Raw genomic sequence first — 17846 nt, 5'->3', positions numbered from 1 at the left:
ACCGCGAACGGGCGGGTCCGAGATCTTCTTCGGACCCGCCCGTTCTGCGTCCGCGGGGCCGCTCGCAGTTCAGCGAACGTCGACCGTCGCGAATCCCGGTGTGACGACCCCGCCCGCGGCCATCAGCGTGACGACGATCCGGCCCCGCCCGGTGTGCAGCACCGCCTGCGCCGGGTGGTCGTTGAGCCCGGCCGACATCCGTGCGGCGCCGGTCGCGCCGGTCGCCGTGTTCAGCCACCACACGCGCCCGAACGGCAGACAGCCCCACCGTTCGGAGAGGGTTCCGGTCACGGTCACCTGGCCCGCCCCGGGGCCGCTCTCGAGCCCGCAGTGGATGGGCGGCACATCGAAACTGCCGTTCGGGTTCCCGAAGGATGCCGGCTGGATCGCGAACGGCTGTACCGGCGCCGCCGAGGCGGTCCCCGCGCCCACCGTCGCCGCCACAACCGAGCCCGCGACCGCCGCCGCAAGCGTCAACCGCCGCCGTAGACCTTGTTCGATCATGTCCGACTCCCGTCGTCGCGCCTGTATCCACCGAACAACAAAGAGCCCGGTGATGCAACCGATCTCTCGGTGCACACCGGGCTCTGAGCCGACCAGCCAAGTCTATTGACTAGTCACTGTTGAAGTAGCTCAGCAGTCGCAGGATCTCGACGTACAGCCAGACCAGGGTGACGGTCAGCCCCAGCGCCACACCCCATGCCGCCTTCGACGGCGCGCCGGCGCGGATGAGCTCGTCGGCCTGGTCGAAATCGAGCAGGAACGAGAAAGCCGCGAGGGCGATGCAGACCAGCGAGAAGATGATCGCGATCGGTCCGCCGCTCCGCAGGCCGCTGTCGACGCCGAACAGTCCGAGGACCAGGTTGCCGAGCATCAGGACGAGCACACCGACCATGCCCGCCATCAGCATGCGGGTGAATCGGGGGGTGACGCGGATGGCGCCCACCTTGTAGACCACCAGCATGCCGACGAACACACCGAGGGTGCCGAGGACCGCCTGCCCGATCAGCGCACCGGCCGAGGTGTCATCGCTGATGACCCAGTTACCGAACACATACGAGATCGAACCGACGAACAGTCCCTCGAATGCCGAGTAGGTGAGGACGATCGCGGGGTTGTCCTGTTTGCGGCCGAAGCTCGCGATGAGGACGAGGATCAGACCGCCGATCGCACCGACAGCCATCAGCGGCGCGGCGAGCGAGGCCTGCTGCGAGATCGCGAAGTAGGCGCCGGCGGCGACGACGATCAGGACGCCGAGCGTCATTGCGGTCTTGGTGACGACGTCGTCGATCGTCATCGGGCGGGTGTCGGCCTGAGGCACGTATCCCTGGGTGTACTGGTCGGTGTACTGCTGCTGGCCGGTCGCCATCGACGCCTGGCCGGCGCCCGCCAGTCCCTGACCGAAGGAGGCGTAACCGCCCGCCTCCTTCTTATTGTCACGGACCACGCCACGCATGATCGGGTTACTGCTCTCTCGCACTGGTGCTCCTTTAGAAAGTTGTGCGCATCAGTTGACTTGGCTGATTCACGGGTTCAACGATCCTCGAGCCGATTCGGTTCCGACTTTACCTATTCTTGACCGAGGCCGTTGCACACGGCGCGCAGCGCCGACTCCGCCAGCTCGTATCCCTCACCCCACGGCAGGCCCGGCTTGGCGATCATCAGCGATGCGAGACCGTGCGCAGTGGCCCAGAGCGTGAGGACCGTCTGCACGGTGTCCGCACGCGGAATCAGTCCCTGGTCCATCATCTCTTCGACGGTGTCGGAGAAGTGCACGAACGCCGACGAGAGCAAGACCTCGTCGGTGAGCGTCGGCTCCCCCGGCGGGGTGACGCGGGCGAAGGTGATGCGGTACATCACGGCACTGTCGATGGCGAACCGGACGTAGGCCAGCCCCTGCGCCAAGCCGCGGTCGAAGAGGTCGTCGATCCCCTCCGACGCCCGCATCATCACCTCGTCGAACTGCTCGAAGAATCGGGCGCATACGGCGTCGAGCAGCGCTTCCTTGTCCTCGAAGTGCAAGTAGATCGACGGAGGCGTCACCCCGACACGGCCCGCGACCGCCCGGATGGACACCTTATCCTCACTGCCCGACTCGATGAGCAGGTCGGTGGTGGCCGAGATGATCTCCTCGGCGAGCTGATCGCCCGATCCTCGCGGTGAGCGCGGACGGGGCGACACATGATCGTTCATGACCGCAGTTCACTCCTCCTTGAATCCGAACCGGTCGTGCAGCGCACGAAGCGGTGCCGGCGCCCACCAGTTTCCCACTCCCATGATCCGCATGAACGCGGGAACCAGAAGCATGCGGATGAACGACGCGTCCATCAACACTGCGATGGTGAGACCGACTCCGAACATTCTCATGAACGACACCTCCGACGCGGCGATCCCGGCGAAGACGATGCTCATCAGCAGGGCAGCTGCCGTGACCACGCGCCCGGTTCGGGCGATGCCGACGGCGACGGCGTGGTCGTTGGCTGCTCTGGTCCGATCGGATTTGAGCCACTCCTCCCTGATTCTGCCGAGCAGGAACACCTCGTAGTCCATCGAGAGCCCGAAGGCGATGCAGAACATCAGCACGGGCATCGTCGCCACCAGGTAGCCGGTCGACGTGGTGCCGAGGCCCCCGAGGTGACCGTCCTGGAAGATCCAGACCATCGCGCCGAACGTGGCCGACAGCGACAGCACGTTCAGGACGACGGCCTTGAGCGGTAGCACCACGCTCCCGCTGAACAGGAACAGCAGGACATACGTGAGCACGGCGATCACACCGAGCACCCACGGCAGATAGGTGAGCAACGCCGCGACCACATCGTGGTTGAGTGCGGCGAGGCCGGTCACCTGGACCACTGAACCCTGCGGGGCCGGGACCGCGCGCAGCGCCGACACCTGATCTTGACCTGCCTCGCTCAGCGGATCGACGTCGCTCGACGCCGTCACCACCGAGTACTCGCCCGACCCGGCCGAGGGGTCGCCGGGCGCCACCTGACGCCCTTCCAGGAATACGCCGACCGGGGCTGTGACGGCGCCGACCCCGGTGACTCTCGACAGTGCCGCCGCGTAGTCCGACATCGCGTGGTCGGAGACCGCCCCCTCGACCACCACGGTCGCCGTGCCGCCCGAGTCCTGGTCGTACTCGTCCCGGATCTCCTGCTGCACCGAGTGGGCGGTGGCCGTCGACGGCAGCACGCGGTCGTCGGGGAAGCCGAACTTGATGCCGAGGAAGGGTGCTCCGAGGAGCAGCAGCACTGCGGGAACGATGATCGCGACGGGGACGGCGCGTCGCAGCACCACCGTCGCCATGCGGTACCAGCCCGTCTGCTCGATCGGCTTCGGTTCCGGCTCGGGACGGCCGCGCCGCCGCCGGATCCACGCCCGGACGTCGAGCGCGTCGACACGATCGCCGAGAACCACCAACAGTGCGGGCGTGATGATCAGGGCCGCGGCCACCGCCACGACCACCACACCGACGCCCGCATAGGCGAACGAACGGAGGAAGTACATCGGGAAGATCGCCAGCGCCGCGAGCGACAGTCCGACCGTGATGCCGGAGAAGAACACCGTGCGCCCGGCGGTGTCCATCGTTCGGAGCACGGCGTCGCGACGGCTCAACCCGCGATCGACCTCCTCGCGGTATCGGGTGACGATCAACAGGGTGTAGTCGATCGCCAGCGCCAGCCCCATCGCGGTGGTGAGGTTGAGCGCGAAGATCGACACGTCGGCGAATCCCGCAATGACCCGCAGTAACGCCATCGTTCCGGCGATCGCCGCCACGCCGACCAGAATCGGCAGTGCCGCGGCCACCGCCCCGCCGAACACCACGATCAGGAGCAGGAAGCTGATCGGGATCGCGATGGCCTCCGCCACCGCGAGATCCTTCGACGTCTGCTGATTCACCTGGCTGTACATCAACCCCTGGCCGCCGACCTTCACCTCGAAGCCGTCGATTTTCCCGGTGAGCCGATCGGACAGTTCGGCCGCATGCTTCGGAGCCAGTTCGTCACCGCCGTCGAGGCCCGCGATGATCTGCGTGGAGGACTTGTCCCTGCTGAGGAGTTCTCCGGCCAGCCCCGGATTCGACCAGATCGAGAGGATGGGCTTCTGTACGTAGCCCGCCGCCTCGAGCTCACCGACGATCTTCCGGCCGACCTCCGCGGCCGCGCCGCTCGTCGCCATATCGGTACCCGCGGGCCCGTCGATCTTCACCACCACGTCGGCACCGCCCCGATGGAACTCCCGATCGAGGACGTCGCGGGCCTGGGACGACTCCGCATGCGGGTCGTCGTATCCGCCGGCGAGCATCTTGTCCGCGGCACCGAGCCCGTAGAAGCCGCACAGCGCGAGCAGCACCACCGCTACTCCCAGTACCAGTCTGGGCGCGCCGACCACACGTCGTGTCAATCCAGTGAGCATCTCCGAGTCCCCTGATCGCGATCACTTATCAGCGTTAAGTTAGCAACTGGGCGTCCACTCGAGGAAGCCCCGACCGCCGCCGGGTGATTCACCACACGTTTGAAATAGAACGTGTTTCAATCGACATATGGCGGATGCGATCGATCACGAAGGCAGCGCGCAGGTGGCACGACCGAGCGAATCCCGGCGCGATCCGGACTGGCTCCGCGAACGACTCGGTCACTGGTTGCGTCGGCAGGAGGGTCCCGACGCACGTGTCACGGCCGTGACGGTGCCGGAGTCGAACGGGATGTCGAGCGAGACGCTCCTCGCCGAAGCGTCGTGGGGAGGTCAGGAGCGGTCCCTGGTGATCCGCGTGGCGCCGCAAGCCGAGAGCGATCCGGTCTTCCCCTCCTACGACCTCGACGGGCAGTACCGGCTCATTGATCACGTCCGCACTCATTCCGACATTCCGCTGCCCCGGCTCTGGTGGTCGGAGACGGGATCGGCGGCGCTGGGCGCACCGTTCTTCGTGATGGACCGCGTGGACGGACAGGTGCCGCCGGATGTCATGCCGTACAACTTCGGCTCCTGGGTCACCGAGGCCACGCCCGAACAGCGATCGTCGATGATGTGTGCGACGGTCCGAGTCCTCGCCGAGATCCACCGCGTACCGGTGCCGGACGTGTTCATCGCGCAGCCCGCCGCCGGCGAGTCTCCGCTCGCCGCACACATCCGGCGCCTTCGCGACTTCTACCGCTGGGCCAGCGCAGGCCGGGCGGGGTCGCCACTCATCGAACGCGCCTTCGCCTGGGTCGAGCAGAACAGGCCGGAGCCGGCCGAGAACGTGCTCACCTGGGGAGACGCCCGCATCGGCAACATCATGTACCGCGATTTCGAACCGGTGGCCGTTCTCGACTGGGAGATGGCCGCCCTCGGCCCGAGGGAACTCGACATCGGGTGGATGATCTTTCTCCACCGCTTCTTTCAGGACCTCGCGGAGATGGCGGGAATCGAGGGACTGCCCCACTTCCTGCGACGCGAGGACGTCGCCGCCGAATACCGGCGGCAGACCGGACACGCACCCGCCGATCTGGACTTCTACACCACGTACGCGGCCCTGATCCACGCGGTGGTGATGTTCCGAATCCAATGTCGCGCGATCCATTTCGGTCAAGCAGCCGAACCCGCCGATCCCGACGAACTGATCATGCACCGGGCGACTCTCGAAGCGATGCTGGCCGGTACCTACTGGGAACAGGTGAAATGATGCTCTCGGAGATCGACGACTACCCGATTCACCAGGTCGCCGAGGTGATCCGTCACGTCGGCACCTCCGACCGCAACTTCTACGATCGCTACTACTTCAACTGCCATCACGGCGATCCCGACGACCCGTGGCTGATCGTCGGACTCGGCGTGTATCCCAATCTCGGCGTCACCGATTGTTTCGCCGTGGTGCGGTATCGCGACGAGCACATCGTGGTGCGAGGATCACGGGCGCTGGGCGCCAACCGCAACGACCTGCGCGTGGGCCCCTTCCTCGTCGAGGTGGTGGATGGTCTGCAGAAGCTGCACGTGCGACTCGCGCCGGGCCACGGAGACCTCTCCTTCGATCTCGTCTTCGACGCCGACTCTCCTGCTGCTCTGGAGCCGCGCCACTTTCAGCGACAGCTCGAACGCGTCACCTTCGACACCATGCGATTCGTCCAGACCGGCCGATGGACCGGATCGATGACAGTGGACGGCACTCATTTCGCGGTGGAGCCGCACACCTGGCGCGGCAACCGCGACCGGTCGTGGGGTGTGCGCCCGGTCGGCGAAGCGGAGCCGCCGGGGCGACGCGCCGCCGAGACCGATGCCGCGTCGTTCTTCTGGATCTACTCGGTGATGCGGTTCGACGATTACGCGGTCACGGTGATCGTGCAGGAACTGCGCACCGGCGAGCGGGTCTTGGGCGATGCGCGACGGATCTGGAACGATCCGGCGCGCGAGCCGGAATGGCTCGGCCGCGTGGAGCACGACGTCACGTTCGTCTCGGGCGGGCGCGAGCCGGCGTCGGCCATCCTGCGGTTCATCCGCCCCGGAGGCGAGGAGATCGTGGTGCGCTGCGCGCCACGGCTGGCGAACTTCATCGGATTCGGCACGGGCTACGGACTGGAACAGGACTGGCGGCACGGCATGTGGCAGGGCGAGGAGAAGGTGGAGTCGCTGCACCTGAAGGTCTCCGAACTCGACGCGACCATGAAGCTGTTCTGTCCTGCCGACCATCTCGCGACCTTCGAACTGTCGGAGGGGGATCGCACCGTGCGGGGCGATGGCTTGTTCGAGTTCTCCGTCATCGGTCCGCACGATCAGTACGGATTCACCGACTACACGGATGTGGCGCCGTAGACGACGGCACAGACCAGATCAGTCCTGTGGGACGGCACAACCCTCGGGACCGCAGGCGTCGCCGTCGGCGAGCACCGTCGGAGCAGGACGGTCGTCCCATGCCCTGTTGAGGACTTGGGTGAACAATTCCGCCGGCTGCGCCCCGGACACCGCGTACTTGCGGTCGAAGACGTAGAACGGCACTCCGTTGACGCCGAACTCCTGCGCCTGCCGTTCGTCGGCGCGGACCAGGTCTGCGTATCGGTGCTCGTCGGAGAGAACCTCTCGCACACTCGTCTCGTCGAAACCGGCACCGACTGCGACCCGGACGAGGCGCTCGGTGTCGCCGAACAACGGCTCGCTCTCCGCGAAATTGGCCAGGTACAGCGCGTCCAGCATCGCCTCCTGCCGATCCAGTTCCTTCGCCCAGTGAAGGAGCCGGTGCATATCGAAGGAGTTGCCGTAGTCGCGCCCGTCGGTGACGTACTCCAGCCCGGCCTCCTGCGCCGCGTCGCCGAGCCGTCGCTCGCCTTCCGCGGCCTGCTCCAGGGTGCGCCCGTACTTCTCCGCCAGATGCTGCACTACGTCGCCCGAGGTTCCCGCGGGCACCGTCGGGTCCAGTTCGAACGAGCGGTGCACCACCTGCACCTGCTCGGCGTGGTCGAACTCGGCCAACGCGTCGTTGAATCGCTTCTTTCCCAGATAGCAGAAGGGACAGTTGACGTCGGTCCAGATCTCGACCTGCATGAGCGCGCCTCCAAGAATTGATGTCGTCTCGGTCCAACACCAGCGCCGGCGTCGATGTTCCTTTCGTGCCTCAGGCCCGGACACCTTCGTGCCGGACAGTGGGCGCCGGCACCGAGGCTCGGCCCGGGAGCAGCAGCGCCAGCACACCGCCCGCGACCGCCAGGCCGGTGGCCCACCAGAACGAGTAGCGGAACCCGATGGTCATGGTGGCGCCGGCGGTCAGGACGACGGCGATCACCGCCGTCCCGAATGAGCCGCCGACCTGCTGGAACGACCGCGTGACGACACTGATGTCGTTGCGTTCCGAACCGTCGGCCCCCTCGAAGCCCGCCGCCATCAGCGGACTCAGCAGTGTTCCCAGCCAGACCGCGAACGAAGAGCGCGACCATCAGCCACACCAGATTCGTCGAGGCGTCCGCGAGCGCGAACGGGACGGTGGCCACGGCGACGATGCCGCAGCCCGCAACAGCGATCCAGCGAGCCCCGATGCGATCGGTCAATGCACCGGCGAGGGACCGAGACATCAGGGCACCCACTCCCTGCGGAATGAGGACGAGGGCGGCCATGAGCACCGACTCGTCACGTTCGCTCTGCAGATACAACGGCAGCGCGAGCATCGCACCGAACGAGACCACGCTGAAGAAGAACAGCCCGATCGACGACGCCGACACCGCGCGCCGGGCCAGCACCCGCACGTCGACGAGCGTGGCTCCAGTGGCATGAGCGGAGCGGAACGCGAAGACGGCCAGGAGCACGACACCGGCGAGCATCGGGAGCAGGACGTCGGTTCGCATCACACCGCGGTGGGTGTTCGAGAGACCGAGGAGCACTCCGACCAGACCGGGTGCGAGCAGGCACAGGCCGATCACGTCGAGACGGGCGCGGTCGGAGTCGGGCGCACGGTCGTCCGGGATCCGGTGCGAGAGCGCCAGCGCGACCAGACAGACCGGGACGTTCACCACGAAGAGCCACTGCCAGTCGAGCCAGTGCAGGATCACGCCGCCGATCACCGGACCCAGAATCGGGCCGAGCGCGGTCGGCCAGACTCACCAGTGCCACGAGCCGGCCCATCGCGCGACCACCGCCTGCCGCCACCAGAATCGACGTCATCAGCGGGAACAACAGCCCACCGCCCTCACCGGCTCGCGCACATCCGATCACATTCACGGTAGAGCAGATGCCACCGTGGCAAGCGACGCGAGCCGGTGCGGACCTGTCACCGGTACTTGTAGAAGCCTTCGCCCGCCGCGATCCCCAGCTTGCCCTTGTCGATGTAGTTCTCCTTGAGCCAGGCGGCCAGCTGCTGGGCGTGCTCATCACCGTTGGCCATGATGTTGTACGGCGTGTTGAGACCGATCACGTCGTACATCTGGAACGGCCCGATCGGTGCTCCGGTTGCGATCCGCCAGGTGTTGTCGACGTCCTTGGGTTCGGCGTAGTCGCCCGCCGCCAGTTCGAGCGCCGCGTTGAGGAAGGGAACGAGCAGTGAGTTGAGCACATAGCCGGCCTTCTCCTTGTGGATGGGGATGGCCACCATGCCTATCTCGCCCGCGAACTCGACGATCGTGTCGAAGACAGTCGGCGAGGTCTGTGCGGTGCCCATCACCTCGGCGGTGTTGAACTGCCACACGCGGTTGGCGAAGTGCAATGCCAGGAACCGGTCCGGGCGGTCGGTGGACCCCACGATGTCGCTGGGCAGCAAGGTCGACGAGTTGGTCGCGAAGATGGTCTTCTCCGGCGCCACGGCGGACAGCTTCTGATAGATGTCGCGTTTGAGGTCGAGCACCTCGGGAACGGCTTCGATCACCAGATCGGCGTCGGCGACGGCCTCTGCCAGATCCGAGGAGTACGCCAGCCGGGCCAGGGCGGCCTCGGCCTTCCCGTCCGCGGCGCCCGGCACCTCGTTCTTGTAAGTCTCGACCAGTCCGGCGAACCGCTCCTTCGCCTTGGCGAGGGCGTCGTCGTCGATGTCGTAAGCGGTGACCTCGAACCCGCTGTAGGCCGACTGGAACGCGATCTGCGATCCCAGCACGCCCGTTCCCAGTACCACTACCTTCTTGATGTCGGACATTGTCAGTTCCTCTCATCGTGATCGGCTAAGAATCCATCGACGATCTGCCGGAGTTGCCTGCGCAGATCGGCGGGGTCGGAGGGGGCGTCGGACTCGGGGTCGTCGAGTGTCGCGGCGCTGCGCGCGACGTCGAGGTGGACCGCGGCGAAGACCGAGCGGCCGGCGGCGCGCACCGCGTCCGCGGATGTGACGACGCCCCGTCGGCGCGCCTCCGCGGCGAGCACGTCCGCCAGCGCCGCCTCGGTCTGTCGAACCAGGCCGACGCCCTCTGCTCGATATCGTTCGGATCGGGTTCCGAAGACCAACTCCCGCTGGTAGGCGGCCGCGTTCTCCGGCCGCACGGCGGCGCTCCGGAGTATGGGCGCGACCACCGCGAGCAGCGCGTCGACCACGTCGTCCGACTCGGCGGAACGTTCGACGCCGGTTTCCAGTGATCGACGGAACTGCTCGTTGTAGACCATCAGCAGCAGTTCGACCTTCGACGACGCGTACCGGAACAGGGTCCCGGCGGCGACGTCGGCACGTTCGGAGATCTCGCGCGTGGTGACGGCGTCGTATCCCTTCTCGGCGAACAGTTCCGTCGCCGCGCGGAAGATACGGTCGCGCTTCTGACGCATATTGCGGTCGCGGCGCCCGCCGGCAGCCGTCTCGTTCTCGACCACCTGCCACCTCCCGCAATCGTCGATCACGCCCATTAATGAGCGTACTCCGTTTCTGCGGCAGGCGCCATGGTTGAAGTCCGGTTCCACCGGTTCGGCGGAGACCGGCAGACACCCGGCCTCCGGCGGCCTGGCATGCTTGTCACGCGCCCCCATAGCCCAACGGCAGAGGCATCGGACTTAAAATCCGCTCAGTCCGGGTTCGAATCCCGGTGGGGGCACCCGATATTCGCGGTCACATCCGCAGTTGCAGAGATCAGTACGCACACCTCCGGCCGACCGAACGACAACGTCGGCGCAGGCTGTCGCCTGCGCCGACGTCGCGTCCACGGTCCACCGCGACCGTGGTCACCGGCCGGGGGTGACTACCGGCCGGGGGCCATTGTGATCATCTTTCCGTCGGAGATCAGCGTTCCAGTTCGCACATAGGTGGAGCGGTCGTGGCGCAGCGTGCCGTTGGGCATCACGAAGAACCGCTGCATGATGCACTCGTTGCCGCGCGCCATGTCCTGGCCGAGTGTCCACAGCACCTTGCCGCTCGGCGAGAGCGTGGAGGACTCGGGCATCGGCCCGAGCGGGCTGGTGCCGGTCTGCGCATTCGGCAGCGCGCGGAGTGTGCCGTTCGAATTGATCGCGAACACGCTGATGAACGTCGACGCCAGATTCGGGACGTACATGAATCGGCCGTCGGGAGTCACGCTGGCCACATGCGGGAACAGACCCGTCGGCATCGGAGCCTGCCCGGTCGGCACCAGTCGCCCATCACCCAGGATGTTGTAGCCGGACACGCTGTTGCCGGTCTCGTTCATGATGTACACGTGCCGGCCATTGGGCGTGATGACCGGGAAGATCGGGCCCGACTGCGTCGGCACGCGCTGCCGCACCGGGGTGAGGGTGCGGTCCGCCTTGATGTCGAAGCGGAGCAACTCGTGGCGCAGGTAGCTGCCGACGATGAGATGGCGGGTGTTCGGCGTCACCATCACCGTCGTGAGACCGTCGAGCGGCTGCCCCACCGGAACCCGCCGGCCCAACGGCCGCGCCGAGCCGTCGTCCGTCATGCGGTACGGCTGAATCGTGGCGTTGGCGACGCCCATCGTGAGATAGAAGTTCTTACTGTCCGGAGTGAACTCGAGACCGACCGGAATGTCCGGTAGCGGCGTCTCCTGCCGCAGGTGCAGTCGGCCGACGTTGTCGATGTCGTAGTTGCGCAGGACCGCGGGCACACCGGATGCGACGAGCAGATGCCTGCCGTCGGGCGACGCTGTCTTCGGCCACGAGCCCATTCCCGCGACGGGGTTGCCGCCGATCTTGCGCACCGGCCCGTGGTCGGTGACCCGGTAGCCCACGGTCGGCGAACTCAGGAAGCCGTGCGTGTACAGGTTGTACGGCTTCGACCCGGAGACGCCGCCCGACGGGGGCGGATCGGCCATCGACGGCCCCGCGGCGCTTCCGCTCCCGACGAGGGATGCGGCGGCGACGCACAGTGTGACGAGTGCTACACGGATTCTCATGGACGTCAATTTAGGGCCGTATGAGAGTTGCCGACTGTTCGATTTCTTGGACACTCCCGCCGCATCATCGGCTCGAGCGTTCGACTAACGTCGAACGGTGTGAATGAGAACGGTCCCGTACGCTCCCCCGCACTGCGTCGCGTGACCCGCGGGTTACTGGGCCTCTTCGCGGTGCAGCACATCCCGGGCACCATCCGGCCGGCACTCGTCAAGGCCGCGATCACCGCGACGACAGTCCTGATCTGCTGTGCGCTCTTCGGCCCTGAACTCGGCATCTTCGGGATGCTCGGCGCCTTCGTCACGTTCTGGGAGACCGATCGCCCGCTGTGGCCCCGGGTGCGCAACACCCTTCTGGTCACGGCGCTGATCGTGGGATCCATGTCCTTCGGTGTGGCGATCGCGCCGCACCGCTGGGCCTTCGTTCCGGCGGCGGTACTCATCGTGGTGGTCTTCTCGATGCTGTACAACACCTTCATGCTCGGCCGGGGGCCGTCACCGGTGCTGCCGATGTACGCGGGCATCGTCGGCGCGTTCTTCGGTGTCGACCAGCACCTCGGCTGGAGTCTGGTCGGTCTCACCGCACTGGCCGGAACCATCACGGCGGCATTGCTCACCGTCCCCCTCCTGTTCGAGCCGCACGGGCCTGAGGAGCGTGCGGTGGCGCGAGCGAAGGCAGCGGTGGCCGCGTACGTCGGTCTGCCCGACGACGTCCCGGACGAGATGCGCCGCCAGATCCGGAACACCGCCTTCGCGGCGTGCGACAGCGCCCTCGTCACTCTCCGATCAGCATGGCCGGCGACCCGCAACGCACGGCACCACGAACTCGCGGACACACCGTACGAGGCGCAGTCAGCGTTGTACTCACAGATGCTGACCCGTCTCGGGGAGGACCCGACGCCGCGCGACGACGTCCCCCGCGCCGCGCTCGTCGAACGCAGGCCCGCCACTGCGTACCTCGCCTCCCACGCGTTGCACTGGACCTCGGTGGAGTGGTTCACGTCATGGCGAATGGGCTTCGTCGCCGCCCTCGGCGGACTGGTAGCGCTCAGCACCGGCGCCGGACACCCGTACTGGGCGATCCTCACCGGCGTCATCATCCTGAACCAGTGGTCCCACCGCGCGACGTCGATCCGGCGAGCCGGTCAACGCACCGTCGGGACGCTGATCGGCGTCGGTGCGACGTACCTGCTCTCGCTGCTGCACCCGAACGAGTGGTGGTCGATCGTGATCGTTCTGGCGTGCATGACCGGCATGTACGCGCTGCTCGCGCTGAACTACGCGATCGCCCTCATCTTCATCACGCCGATGGCACTGGTGATGGTCGAGTCGGTCACCGGTGCCGGAGCCGAACTCGTGTCCGCCGACCGCTTCCTCGACACCATCGTCGGCGCGCTCGCCGCGCTCGCCGTCACCTGGCTCACCTCGTACCGGTTCCCGAGGAAGCTCGCTCTGACCCAGTCGCGGCGAACCGCCCGAGCCATCGACGCCGTCGACGCCGTCAACCGTGCCGGCCGGGCCTTCGAGCCCGACGGCCATCGCGCGCGCGTGGCTCTCCACTACGAGCTGTCTCAGCAGCTCGCCGTCGTCGAACGAGCGGTCAACGACGATCCGCAGCTAGCCGATCTGCGCGCATCGGAACACGCGTTGTCCGAGCGCGGGTACCGCGCGCTCGCGCGGTCGTGGCAACCGACCGTCTGAGATTCGGCGAGCGGCGTCGGCTCCGACGCGCAAGAATGCAGAGATGAGTTCCGTACTGGCCGTCATCTCGGTGATTCTGTGGCTTGCGCGCCTCGGCATGTTCGCCGGGCTGCACATGGTTGCGAGCCCCTACAACGCGATCGAGCACGCGGTCAGCGATTACGCCGTCGGTCCCACCAAGCGACTCTCCGCCGCGATGACCTGGACCACCGCCCTGGGCTGGCTCACTCTCGCAGGCGCGGTGTGGTGGGGCCTGACCGACTGGCCCGACCGCGGTCTGACGGTCGTCCTCCTGCTGATTCTCACGGCGATCTTCACTGTGCTTCCGCTGGTCCCGACCGACGTCGAAGGCCAGACGATCACGCGTATCGGCATCGTCCACTACGTCCTGGCGATCGCCTGGTTCGCCATCGCGTACTCGCTCACCGGGAACTTCTCCCGCTGGATGACCGACGCGGTCGGCGGCAGCCTGGCGGTCGCCGGCCAGGTCCTTCACATCGTCACGCTCGTCGCCCTGATCGCGGCGATCGCGGCGTTGGTCATCACACCCCTGCGCCGCAGACTCTTCGGCACGGCCGAGCGGGTCTTCCTGGTCGCCGTCACGCTGTTCTACCTTCTGGTCGCGATCGCCCTGTTGGGTGCGTGACTGGGCCGGTTCCGGCCGCGGGTCTCGTCGGCGCTACTCGCGCAGTGCGCCGGCCACCATGTGCAGCGCCGCGGAGGTGGCGAGCCGCCGCACCGCACCGCGGTCGCCTGGGAACTTCCGCGTGACGGTGACGGTCGGGCGACCGTCGATCGCCAGGCCGAAGCACACCGTCCCGACCGGCTTTCCGGGACGTTCTCCGCCGGGCCCGGCGATTCCGGTGGTGGAGACGGCGATGTCGGAGCGCAGGACGCGCCTCGCGCCCTCGGCCATCGCGGCGGCGACGGGTTCGCTCACCGCCCCGAGCTCGGCGATGAGGTCTTCGGGGACGCCGAGCACGCCCGACTTCACGTCGTTCGCGTACGAGACCACGCCGCCGAGCATGTAGGCCGAGGATCCCGCACGGTCGGTGAGCGCCGCCGCCACCATTCCGCCGGTGCACGACTCGGCCGTACCGATGGTGCGTGACCCGAGCAGCCGCGCGAGAACCTCGTTGATCGGCTCGCCGTCGGTCGAGAACACGCGGTCGCCGTGCCTGGTCAGGATGAGTTCTTCCAGATCCCGATACGATTGCGCGGCACTGGATTCGAAGCGGGTGACGATCTCGAGTTCGCCGCCTCGCATGCACGTGGTGATCTCGAGCTCGTCGAAGCCTTCGACCACTCCCTCGGCGCGTCGCAACGACACCGCCAGGTCCGCCTCCGACAGCCCGTACGCGAGGATCGTGTGCTGGTCGTACGAGTCGCGCCCGGCGATCGCGTCCTCGACGGCGGAGGTCGCGAGGGCTGCCGGCCACATCCCGTGCACCTCGTGCGGCGGGCCGGGCAGGACAAGGATCGCCGGAACGTCGTCGGTGGCGGCCACCGCCACACCCGGCGCGGTGCCGACAGGCGCAATCGCCTCCGCGCCCGCCGGGATCAGCGCCTGCTTGTCGATCGCCGCCACCACTGCGTCGGGGAGCACGTCGTCGTACTTGCGCCAGCCGCGGATCACCGACTCGATGGTCTGTCGCATCACCGGATCGGCGACGAGGTCGCGGCCGGTGAAATCCGCGACCGCGGCCACGGTGAGATCGTCGGCGGTGGGTCCGAGCCCGCCGGTGGTGACGATCAGATCGACGCGCTCATCGGAGAGGAATCGGAGTTGCGCGGCGAGATCGCGCGGGCGGTCGCCGCAGACGGTGATGTGCGCGACGTCGACTCCGATCTCCAGGAGTCGCTGCGAGACCCACGGACCGTTCCGGTCGGTGATTCGGCCGCTGAGGACTTCGGTGCCGGTGACGACGATTCCTGCGCGAATGCTCACACAGACGAGGTTACGTCGCGAGTGCACACCCGGCCATGAACCCGGCTTCCCGGACCAGCACGCCGTTGCGATGACTCGGTTCGTCTCGTTTACGGTTGGCACATGCGCGGTTCGACTCTTCTGGGCACCTTCGCGAGGGTTCTCGGCTTCTCCCTCCTCGCCGGCATCGTGTTCCCTGTCTTCATCATCGTCTACCTGGTGGTCCCGAGCCCGCCGCTGTGGCTGCTGATCGTCGGCGTCATCGGGCTGGTCGACGTCGTCGTCATCGCGACCTTCATCGCCCTCAAGCTCCACAGGTCGCATCCTCCGGTCCAAGAGCTCGACGAGCCCGGGGTCCCCGGCATCGGCACCATCGCGCACGTCGCCGACACCGCCACCGAGATCGGCGGCCACCGAGTGATGGCCTTCGACTGGAGATCCGCGGGCCGCGGATCGACGAGTTCACCACCGAACTCAAGACCGTGGTACCGACCGCTTCGGTGGGCTCGCTCGGCCGCGGGCTGGTCGGCGTGACTGTCGGCGCCGACGGCCGGGTCGTGATCGACTGGCACGCCACCGCGCTGTACACGGGTGCGGTGCCGGCCCGGTTCGTCTCGGAGGACGACGGTCGCACCCACGACCTCACGGGACAGGCTGAACCTCTGCTGCGGATCGTCGACGCGCTCAGCAGACACGGCGTCGCACTCGGCCCCACGCTCGACATCCGGAGCCATCCCGAGGTCCGCTCCGAGATCCAGACGATTCTCACCGAGCACGAGGCGTCTCGACCCGCGACCGCCGACGGCCGGTCGACTTCGCAGCGACTCGACGAACTCGCCGGGCTGCTCGACGGCGGGCGGATCTCGCGCGAGGAACACGATCGGCTGCGCCTGAAGATCCTCGACGGTCTCTGACGCGGTGAGCGCGGATCGAGCCGCCGGCCTCGGGCGCCACGCGGACGGAGGTCGGAGGCCGCGCCTCTCCGGCCTCGGTGGACTTAGTCTGATTTCATGACTTTCGAGCCAGACGGCAAGGATTGGACCTGGGTGACGAGGCAGCGATGCCCCGCGTGCGGATTCGATCCCGCCACCGTCCGGCGGGAGGACGTCGCCGACCGGATCGCCGCGTCGATCACCGGATGGAACACCGTTCTGGCTCGTGCCGACGTGCGCGTGCGGCCCGACGACCACACGTGGTCGGCGCTCGAGTACGCCTGTCACGTCCGCGACGTCGGAAGCGTGATGACCGAACGCCTCGACGAGATGCTGCGCACGCAGCCGGTCTGCTTCGATGACTGGGATCAGGACGCCGCGGCGGTGGAAGCCGACTACGGGTCGCAGAGTCCCGACGCGGTGAGCAGCCAACTCACCGCGGCGGTGGCGGGCTTCGCCGAGATGTACCGGCTCGTGCGAGAGGACGATTGGTCGCGCGAGGGACTGCGCGGAGACGGCACCGTGTTCACGGTGGAGACCTTCGCGATGTACGTCCTGCACGAACTCGAACACCACCGCACCGACGTCGGGCTTCCCGCGCGCGAGTGATCGCACCCACTCCCGTGCCGCCCGACCTATCGTGGAGTCGAGGAGGTGGGGCGATGACCACGGGTTTCGTACTGTCCGGCGGCGCGAACCTCGGGGCGATGCAGATCGGTATGCTCCGCGCTCTCGCCGAACGGCAGGTGCAGCCCGATTTCCTGGTCGGTACCTCGGTGGGTGCGTTGAACGCGGCGTACGTGGCGGGCCGAGGGTTCGGTCCACGCGTCGTCGACGAACTCGGCGACATCTGGCGCGGCTTGCACACGTGGCAACTGTTCCCGCCCAGTCCACGGCACATCGTCAGCGGTCTCCTCGGGCATCAGCCCGCGCTCTTCGGCGACCAGGGACTGCGCAACCTGACCGACCGGTATCTCGACTTCGAGCAGATGGACGACGCGGCCATTCGGCTGACAGTGGTCGCGACCGACCTGCTGACCGGCGACGAGGTGAACATCGATCACGGCCCCGTGGCCGAGGCAGTCCTGGCCAGCACCGCGATCCCCGGACTGCTTCCACCCGTCGAGTGGAACGGCCGGCTGCTGATCGACGGCGGCGTCGCCGACAACACCGCGATCTCGCAGGCGCTCTCCGCACGGGCGGACACCGTCTACGTCCTTCCCTGCGGGTATCCGTGCGCGTTGACCGAACCTCCCACGGGTGTGGCGGGAACGCTGATCCACACGATGACCCTTCTCATCCACAAGCGGCTGATTCGGGACATCCGGGAGTACACCGGCGACGCGGAGCTGATCGTGCTGCCGCCGCCGTGCCCACTCGACATCGGCCCGATGGACTTCTCGCGCGGCGACGAGTTGATCGTCCGCGGCTACGAGTCGGCCGTCGACGCTCTCCGGGTCGACGGCGGCCGCCGCGCGTCTCCCGCGGACCACATCGACATGCATTGGCACTGAACGGACCTCGCGCCTGCAC

18 protein-coding genes, 1 tRNA gene and 1 pseudogene are annotated in these 17846 nt (G+C 67.4%); 9 read left to right on the top strand and 11 right to left on the bottom strand.

Going from position 1 to position 17846, the window contains the following annotated elements:
- Positions 1-69: 69 nt before the first annotated feature.
- The 4 genes from ACZ5QD_RS01275 to ACZ5QD_RS01260 form a co-directional block, all read right to left on the bottom strand.
- Positions 70-504, bottom strand: a complete 435-nt coding sequence (locus ACZ5QD_RS01275) for a hypothetical protein (RefSeq protein ID WP_006898060.1) — start codon at positions 502-504, stop codon at positions 70-72.
- Between the two features lie 109 nt (positions 505-613).
- Positions 614-1480 carry a Bax inhibitor-1/YccA family protein gene (locus ACZ5QD_RS01270; protein WP_006898061.1) on the bottom strand — a complete coding sequence of 289 codons (867 nt, stop codon included), beginning with the start codon at positions 1478-1480 and terminating at the stop codon, positions 614-616.
- Between the two features lie 89 nt (positions 1481-1569).
- Entirely contained in the window at positions 1570-2193 is a 624-nt protein-coding gene (locus ACZ5QD_RS01265; protein WP_464367049.1) for a TetR/AcrR family transcriptional regulator, read from the bottom strand.
- 9 nt (positions 2194-2202) lie between these two features.
- Entirely contained in the window at positions 2203-4416 is a 2214-nt protein-coding gene (locus ACZ5QD_RS01260; RefSeq protein ID WP_346075914.1) for an MMPL family transporter, read from the bottom strand.
- 127 nt (positions 4417-4543) lie between these two features.
- Here ACZ5QD_RS01260 and ACZ5QD_RS01255 point away from each other — a divergent pair, with 127 nt between their 5' ends.
- Together ACZ5QD_RS01255 and ACZ5QD_RS01250 are read left to right on the top strand one after the other, a co-directional pair.
- Positions 4544-5665, top strand: coding sequence for a phosphotransferase family protein (locus ACZ5QD_RS01255; protein ID WP_464367048.1), 1122 nt, complete (start codon positions 4544-4546; stop codon positions 5663-5665).
- Complete coding sequence (locus ACZ5QD_RS01250; RefSeq protein ID WP_464367047.1) at positions 5665-6789, top strand: Rv3169 family protein; 1125 nt, start codon at positions 5665-5667, stop codon at positions 6787-6789. Before ACZ5QD_RS01255 ends, ACZ5QD_RS01250 begins: the two co-directional genes overlap by 1 nt.
- A gap of 18 nt (positions 6790-6807) precedes the next feature.
- Here ACZ5QD_RS01250 and ACZ5QD_RS01245 read toward each other — a convergent pair whose 3' ends face one another.
- The 5 genes and pseudogenes from ACZ5QD_RS01245 to ACZ5QD_RS01225 form a co-directional block, all read right to left on the bottom strand.
- A complete protein-coding gene (locus ACZ5QD_RS01245) occupies positions 6808-7515 on the bottom strand; it encodes a DsbA family oxidoreductase (protein WP_222111284.1) in 708 nt (235 codons plus the stop codon).
- Between the two features lie 70 nt (positions 7516-7585).
- Positions 7586-7852 carry a hypothetical protein gene (locus ACZ5QD_RS01240; RefSeq protein ID WP_260868657.1) on the bottom strand — a complete coding sequence of 89 codons (267 nt, stop codon included), beginning with the start codon at positions 7850-7852 and terminating at the stop codon, positions 7586-7588.
- Between the two features lie 79 nt (positions 7853-7931).
- Positions 7932-8513: pseudogene (locus ACZ5QD_RS01235) on the bottom strand (MFS transporter); the annotation flags it as partial.
- 218 nt (positions 8514-8731) lie between these two features.
- Positions 8732-9586: a 3-hydroxyacyl-CoA dehydrogenase gene (locus ACZ5QD_RS01230; protein ID WP_222111285.1), complete on the bottom strand. Its 855-nt coding sequence runs from the start codon at positions 9584-9586 to the stop codon at positions 8732-8734.
- A 2-nt stretch (positions 9587-9588) separates the two neighbouring features.
- Positions 9589-10281 (bottom strand): TetR/AcrR family transcriptional regulator, encoded by a 693-nt coding sequence (locus ACZ5QD_RS01225; protein ID WP_260868606.1) that lies wholly within the window; start codon positions 10279-10281, stop codon positions 9589-9591.
- Between the two features lie 112 nt (positions 10282-10393).
- Between ACZ5QD_RS01225 and ACZ5QD_RS01220 the strand changes: the two genes are divergently transcribed.
- Positions 10394-10466, top strand: a tRNA-Leu gene (locus ACZ5QD_RS01220).
- 144 nt (positions 10467-10610) lie between these two features.
- Here ACZ5QD_RS01220 and ACZ5QD_RS01215 read toward each other — a convergent pair.
- On the bottom strand, positions 10611-11756 hold the full coding sequence (locus tag ACZ5QD_RS01215) for a lactonase family protein (protein ID WP_222111286.1): 1146 nt from the start codon (positions 11754-11756) through the stop codon (positions 10611-10613).
- Positions 11757-11855: 99 nt separating this feature from the next.
- Here ACZ5QD_RS01215 and ACZ5QD_RS01210 point away from each other — a divergent pair, with 99 nt between their 5' ends.
- Positions 11856-13454: an FUSC family protein gene (locus ACZ5QD_RS01210; protein ID WP_222111287.1), complete on the top strand. Its 1599-nt coding sequence runs from the start codon at positions 11856-11858 to the stop codon at positions 13452-13454.
- A gap of 43 nt (positions 13455-13497) precedes the next feature.
- Positions 13498-14100 (top strand): DUF998 domain-containing protein, encoded by a 603-nt coding sequence (locus ACZ5QD_RS01205; RefSeq protein WP_222111288.1) that lies wholly within the window; start codon positions 13498-13500, stop codon positions 14098-14100.
- Positions 14101-14133: 33 nt separating this feature from the next.
- On the opposite strand, the gene ACZ5QD_RS01200 is transcribed toward ACZ5QD_RS01205, so the two are convergent.
- On the bottom strand, positions 14134-15402 hold the full coding sequence (locus tag ACZ5QD_RS01200) for a competence/damage-inducible protein A (protein WP_222111289.1): 1269 nt from the start codon (positions 15400-15402) through the stop codon (positions 14134-14136).
- Between the two features lie 102 nt (positions 15403-15504).
- On the opposite strand from ACZ5QD_RS01200, the gene ACZ5QD_RS01195 reads away from it, so the two are divergent.
- The 4 genes from ACZ5QD_RS01195 to ACZ5QD_RS01180 all read left to right on the top strand — a co-directional run bounded on the left by ACZ5QD_RS01195 (position 15505) and on the right by ACZ5QD_RS01180 (position 17827).
- Entirely contained in the window at positions 15505-15915 is a 411-nt protein-coding gene (locus tag ACZ5QD_RS01195; protein ID WP_006897533.1) for a hypothetical protein, read from the top strand.
- Complete coding sequence (locus ACZ5QD_RS01190; protein WP_051999673.1) at positions 15882-16295, top strand: hypothetical protein; 414 nt, start codon at positions 15882-15884, stop codon at positions 16293-16295. The genes ACZ5QD_RS01195 and ACZ5QD_RS01190 overlap by 34 nt, the downstream gene beginning before the upstream one ends.
- 96 nt (positions 16296-16391) lie before the next feature.
- On the top strand, positions 16392-16922 hold the full coding sequence (locus tag ACZ5QD_RS01185) for a DinB family protein (RefSeq protein WP_006897535.1): 531 nt from the start codon (positions 16392-16394) through the stop codon (positions 16920-16922).
- 53 nt (positions 16923-16975) lie between these two features.
- A complete protein-coding gene (locus ACZ5QD_RS01180; RefSeq protein ID WP_464367046.1) occupies positions 16976-17827 on the top strand; it encodes a patatin-like phospholipase family protein in 852 nt (283 codons plus the stop codon).
- Positions 17828-17846: the final 19 nt, after the last annotated feature.

It is taken from the genome of Gordonia sp. J1A, assembly GCF_055393515.1.
This window is presented reverse-complemented; position numbering and strand designations above follow the sequence as displayed.

Excerpts from the sequence above, each read along its gene's own strand:
- ACZ5QD_RS01275 (WP_006898060.1), bottom strand. The coding sequence starts at position 504 with ATGATCGAACAAGGTCTACGGCGGCGGTTGACGCTTGCGGCGGCGGTC.
- ACZ5QD_RS01265 (WP_464367049.1), bottom strand. The coding sequence starts at position 2,193 with ATGAACGATCATGTGTCGCCCCGTCCGCGCTCACCGCGAGGATCGGGC.
- ACZ5QD_RS01260 (WP_346075914.1), bottom strand. The coding sequence starts at position 4,416 with ATGCTCACTGGATTGACACGACGTGTGGTCGGCGCGCCCAGACTGGTA.
- ACZ5QD_RS01255 (WP_464367048.1), top strand. The coding sequence starts at position 4,544 with ATGGCGGATGCGATCGATCACGAAGGCAGCGCGCAGGTGGCACGACCG.
- ACZ5QD_RS01250 (WP_464367047.1), top strand. The coding sequence starts at position 5,665 with ATGCTCTCGGAGATCGACGACTACCCGATTCACCAGGTCGCCGAGGTG.
- ACZ5QD_RS01245 (WP_222111284.1), bottom strand. The coding sequence starts at position 7,515 with ATGCAGGTCGAGATCTGGACCGACGTCAACTGTCCCTTCTGCTATCTG.
- ACZ5QD_RS01240 (WP_260868657.1), bottom strand. The coding sequence starts at position 7,852 with ATGGCGGCGGGCTTCGAGGGGGCCGACGGTTCGGAACGCAACGACATC.
- ACZ5QD_RS01230 (WP_222111285.1), bottom strand. The coding sequence starts at position 9,586 with ATGTCCGACATCAAGAAGGTAGTGGTACTGGGAACGGGCGTGCTGGGA.
- ACZ5QD_RS01225 (WP_260868606.1), bottom strand. The coding sequence starts at position 10,281 with ATGGGCGTGATCGACGATTGCGGGAGGTGGCAGGTGGTCGAGAACGAG.
- ACZ5QD_RS01215 (WP_222111286.1), bottom strand. The coding sequence starts at position 11,756 with ATGAGAATCCGTGTAGCACTCGTCACACTGTGCGTCGCCGCCGCATCC.
- ACZ5QD_RS01205 (WP_222111288.1), top strand. The coding sequence starts at position 13,498 with ATGAGTTCCGTACTGGCCGTCATCTCGGTGATTCTGTGGCTTGCGCGC.
- ACZ5QD_RS01195 (WP_006897533.1), top strand. The coding sequence starts at position 15,505 with ATGCGCGGTTCGACTCTTCTGGGCACCTTCGCGAGGGTTCTCGGCTTC.
- ACZ5QD_RS01185 (WP_006897535.1), top strand. The coding sequence starts at position 16,392 with ATGACTTTCGAGCCAGACGGCAAGGATTGGACCTGGGTGACGAGGCAG.
- ACZ5QD_RS01180 (WP_464367046.1), top strand. The coding sequence starts at position 16,976 with ATGACCACGGGTTTCGTACTGTCCGGCGGCGCGAACCTCGGGGCGATG.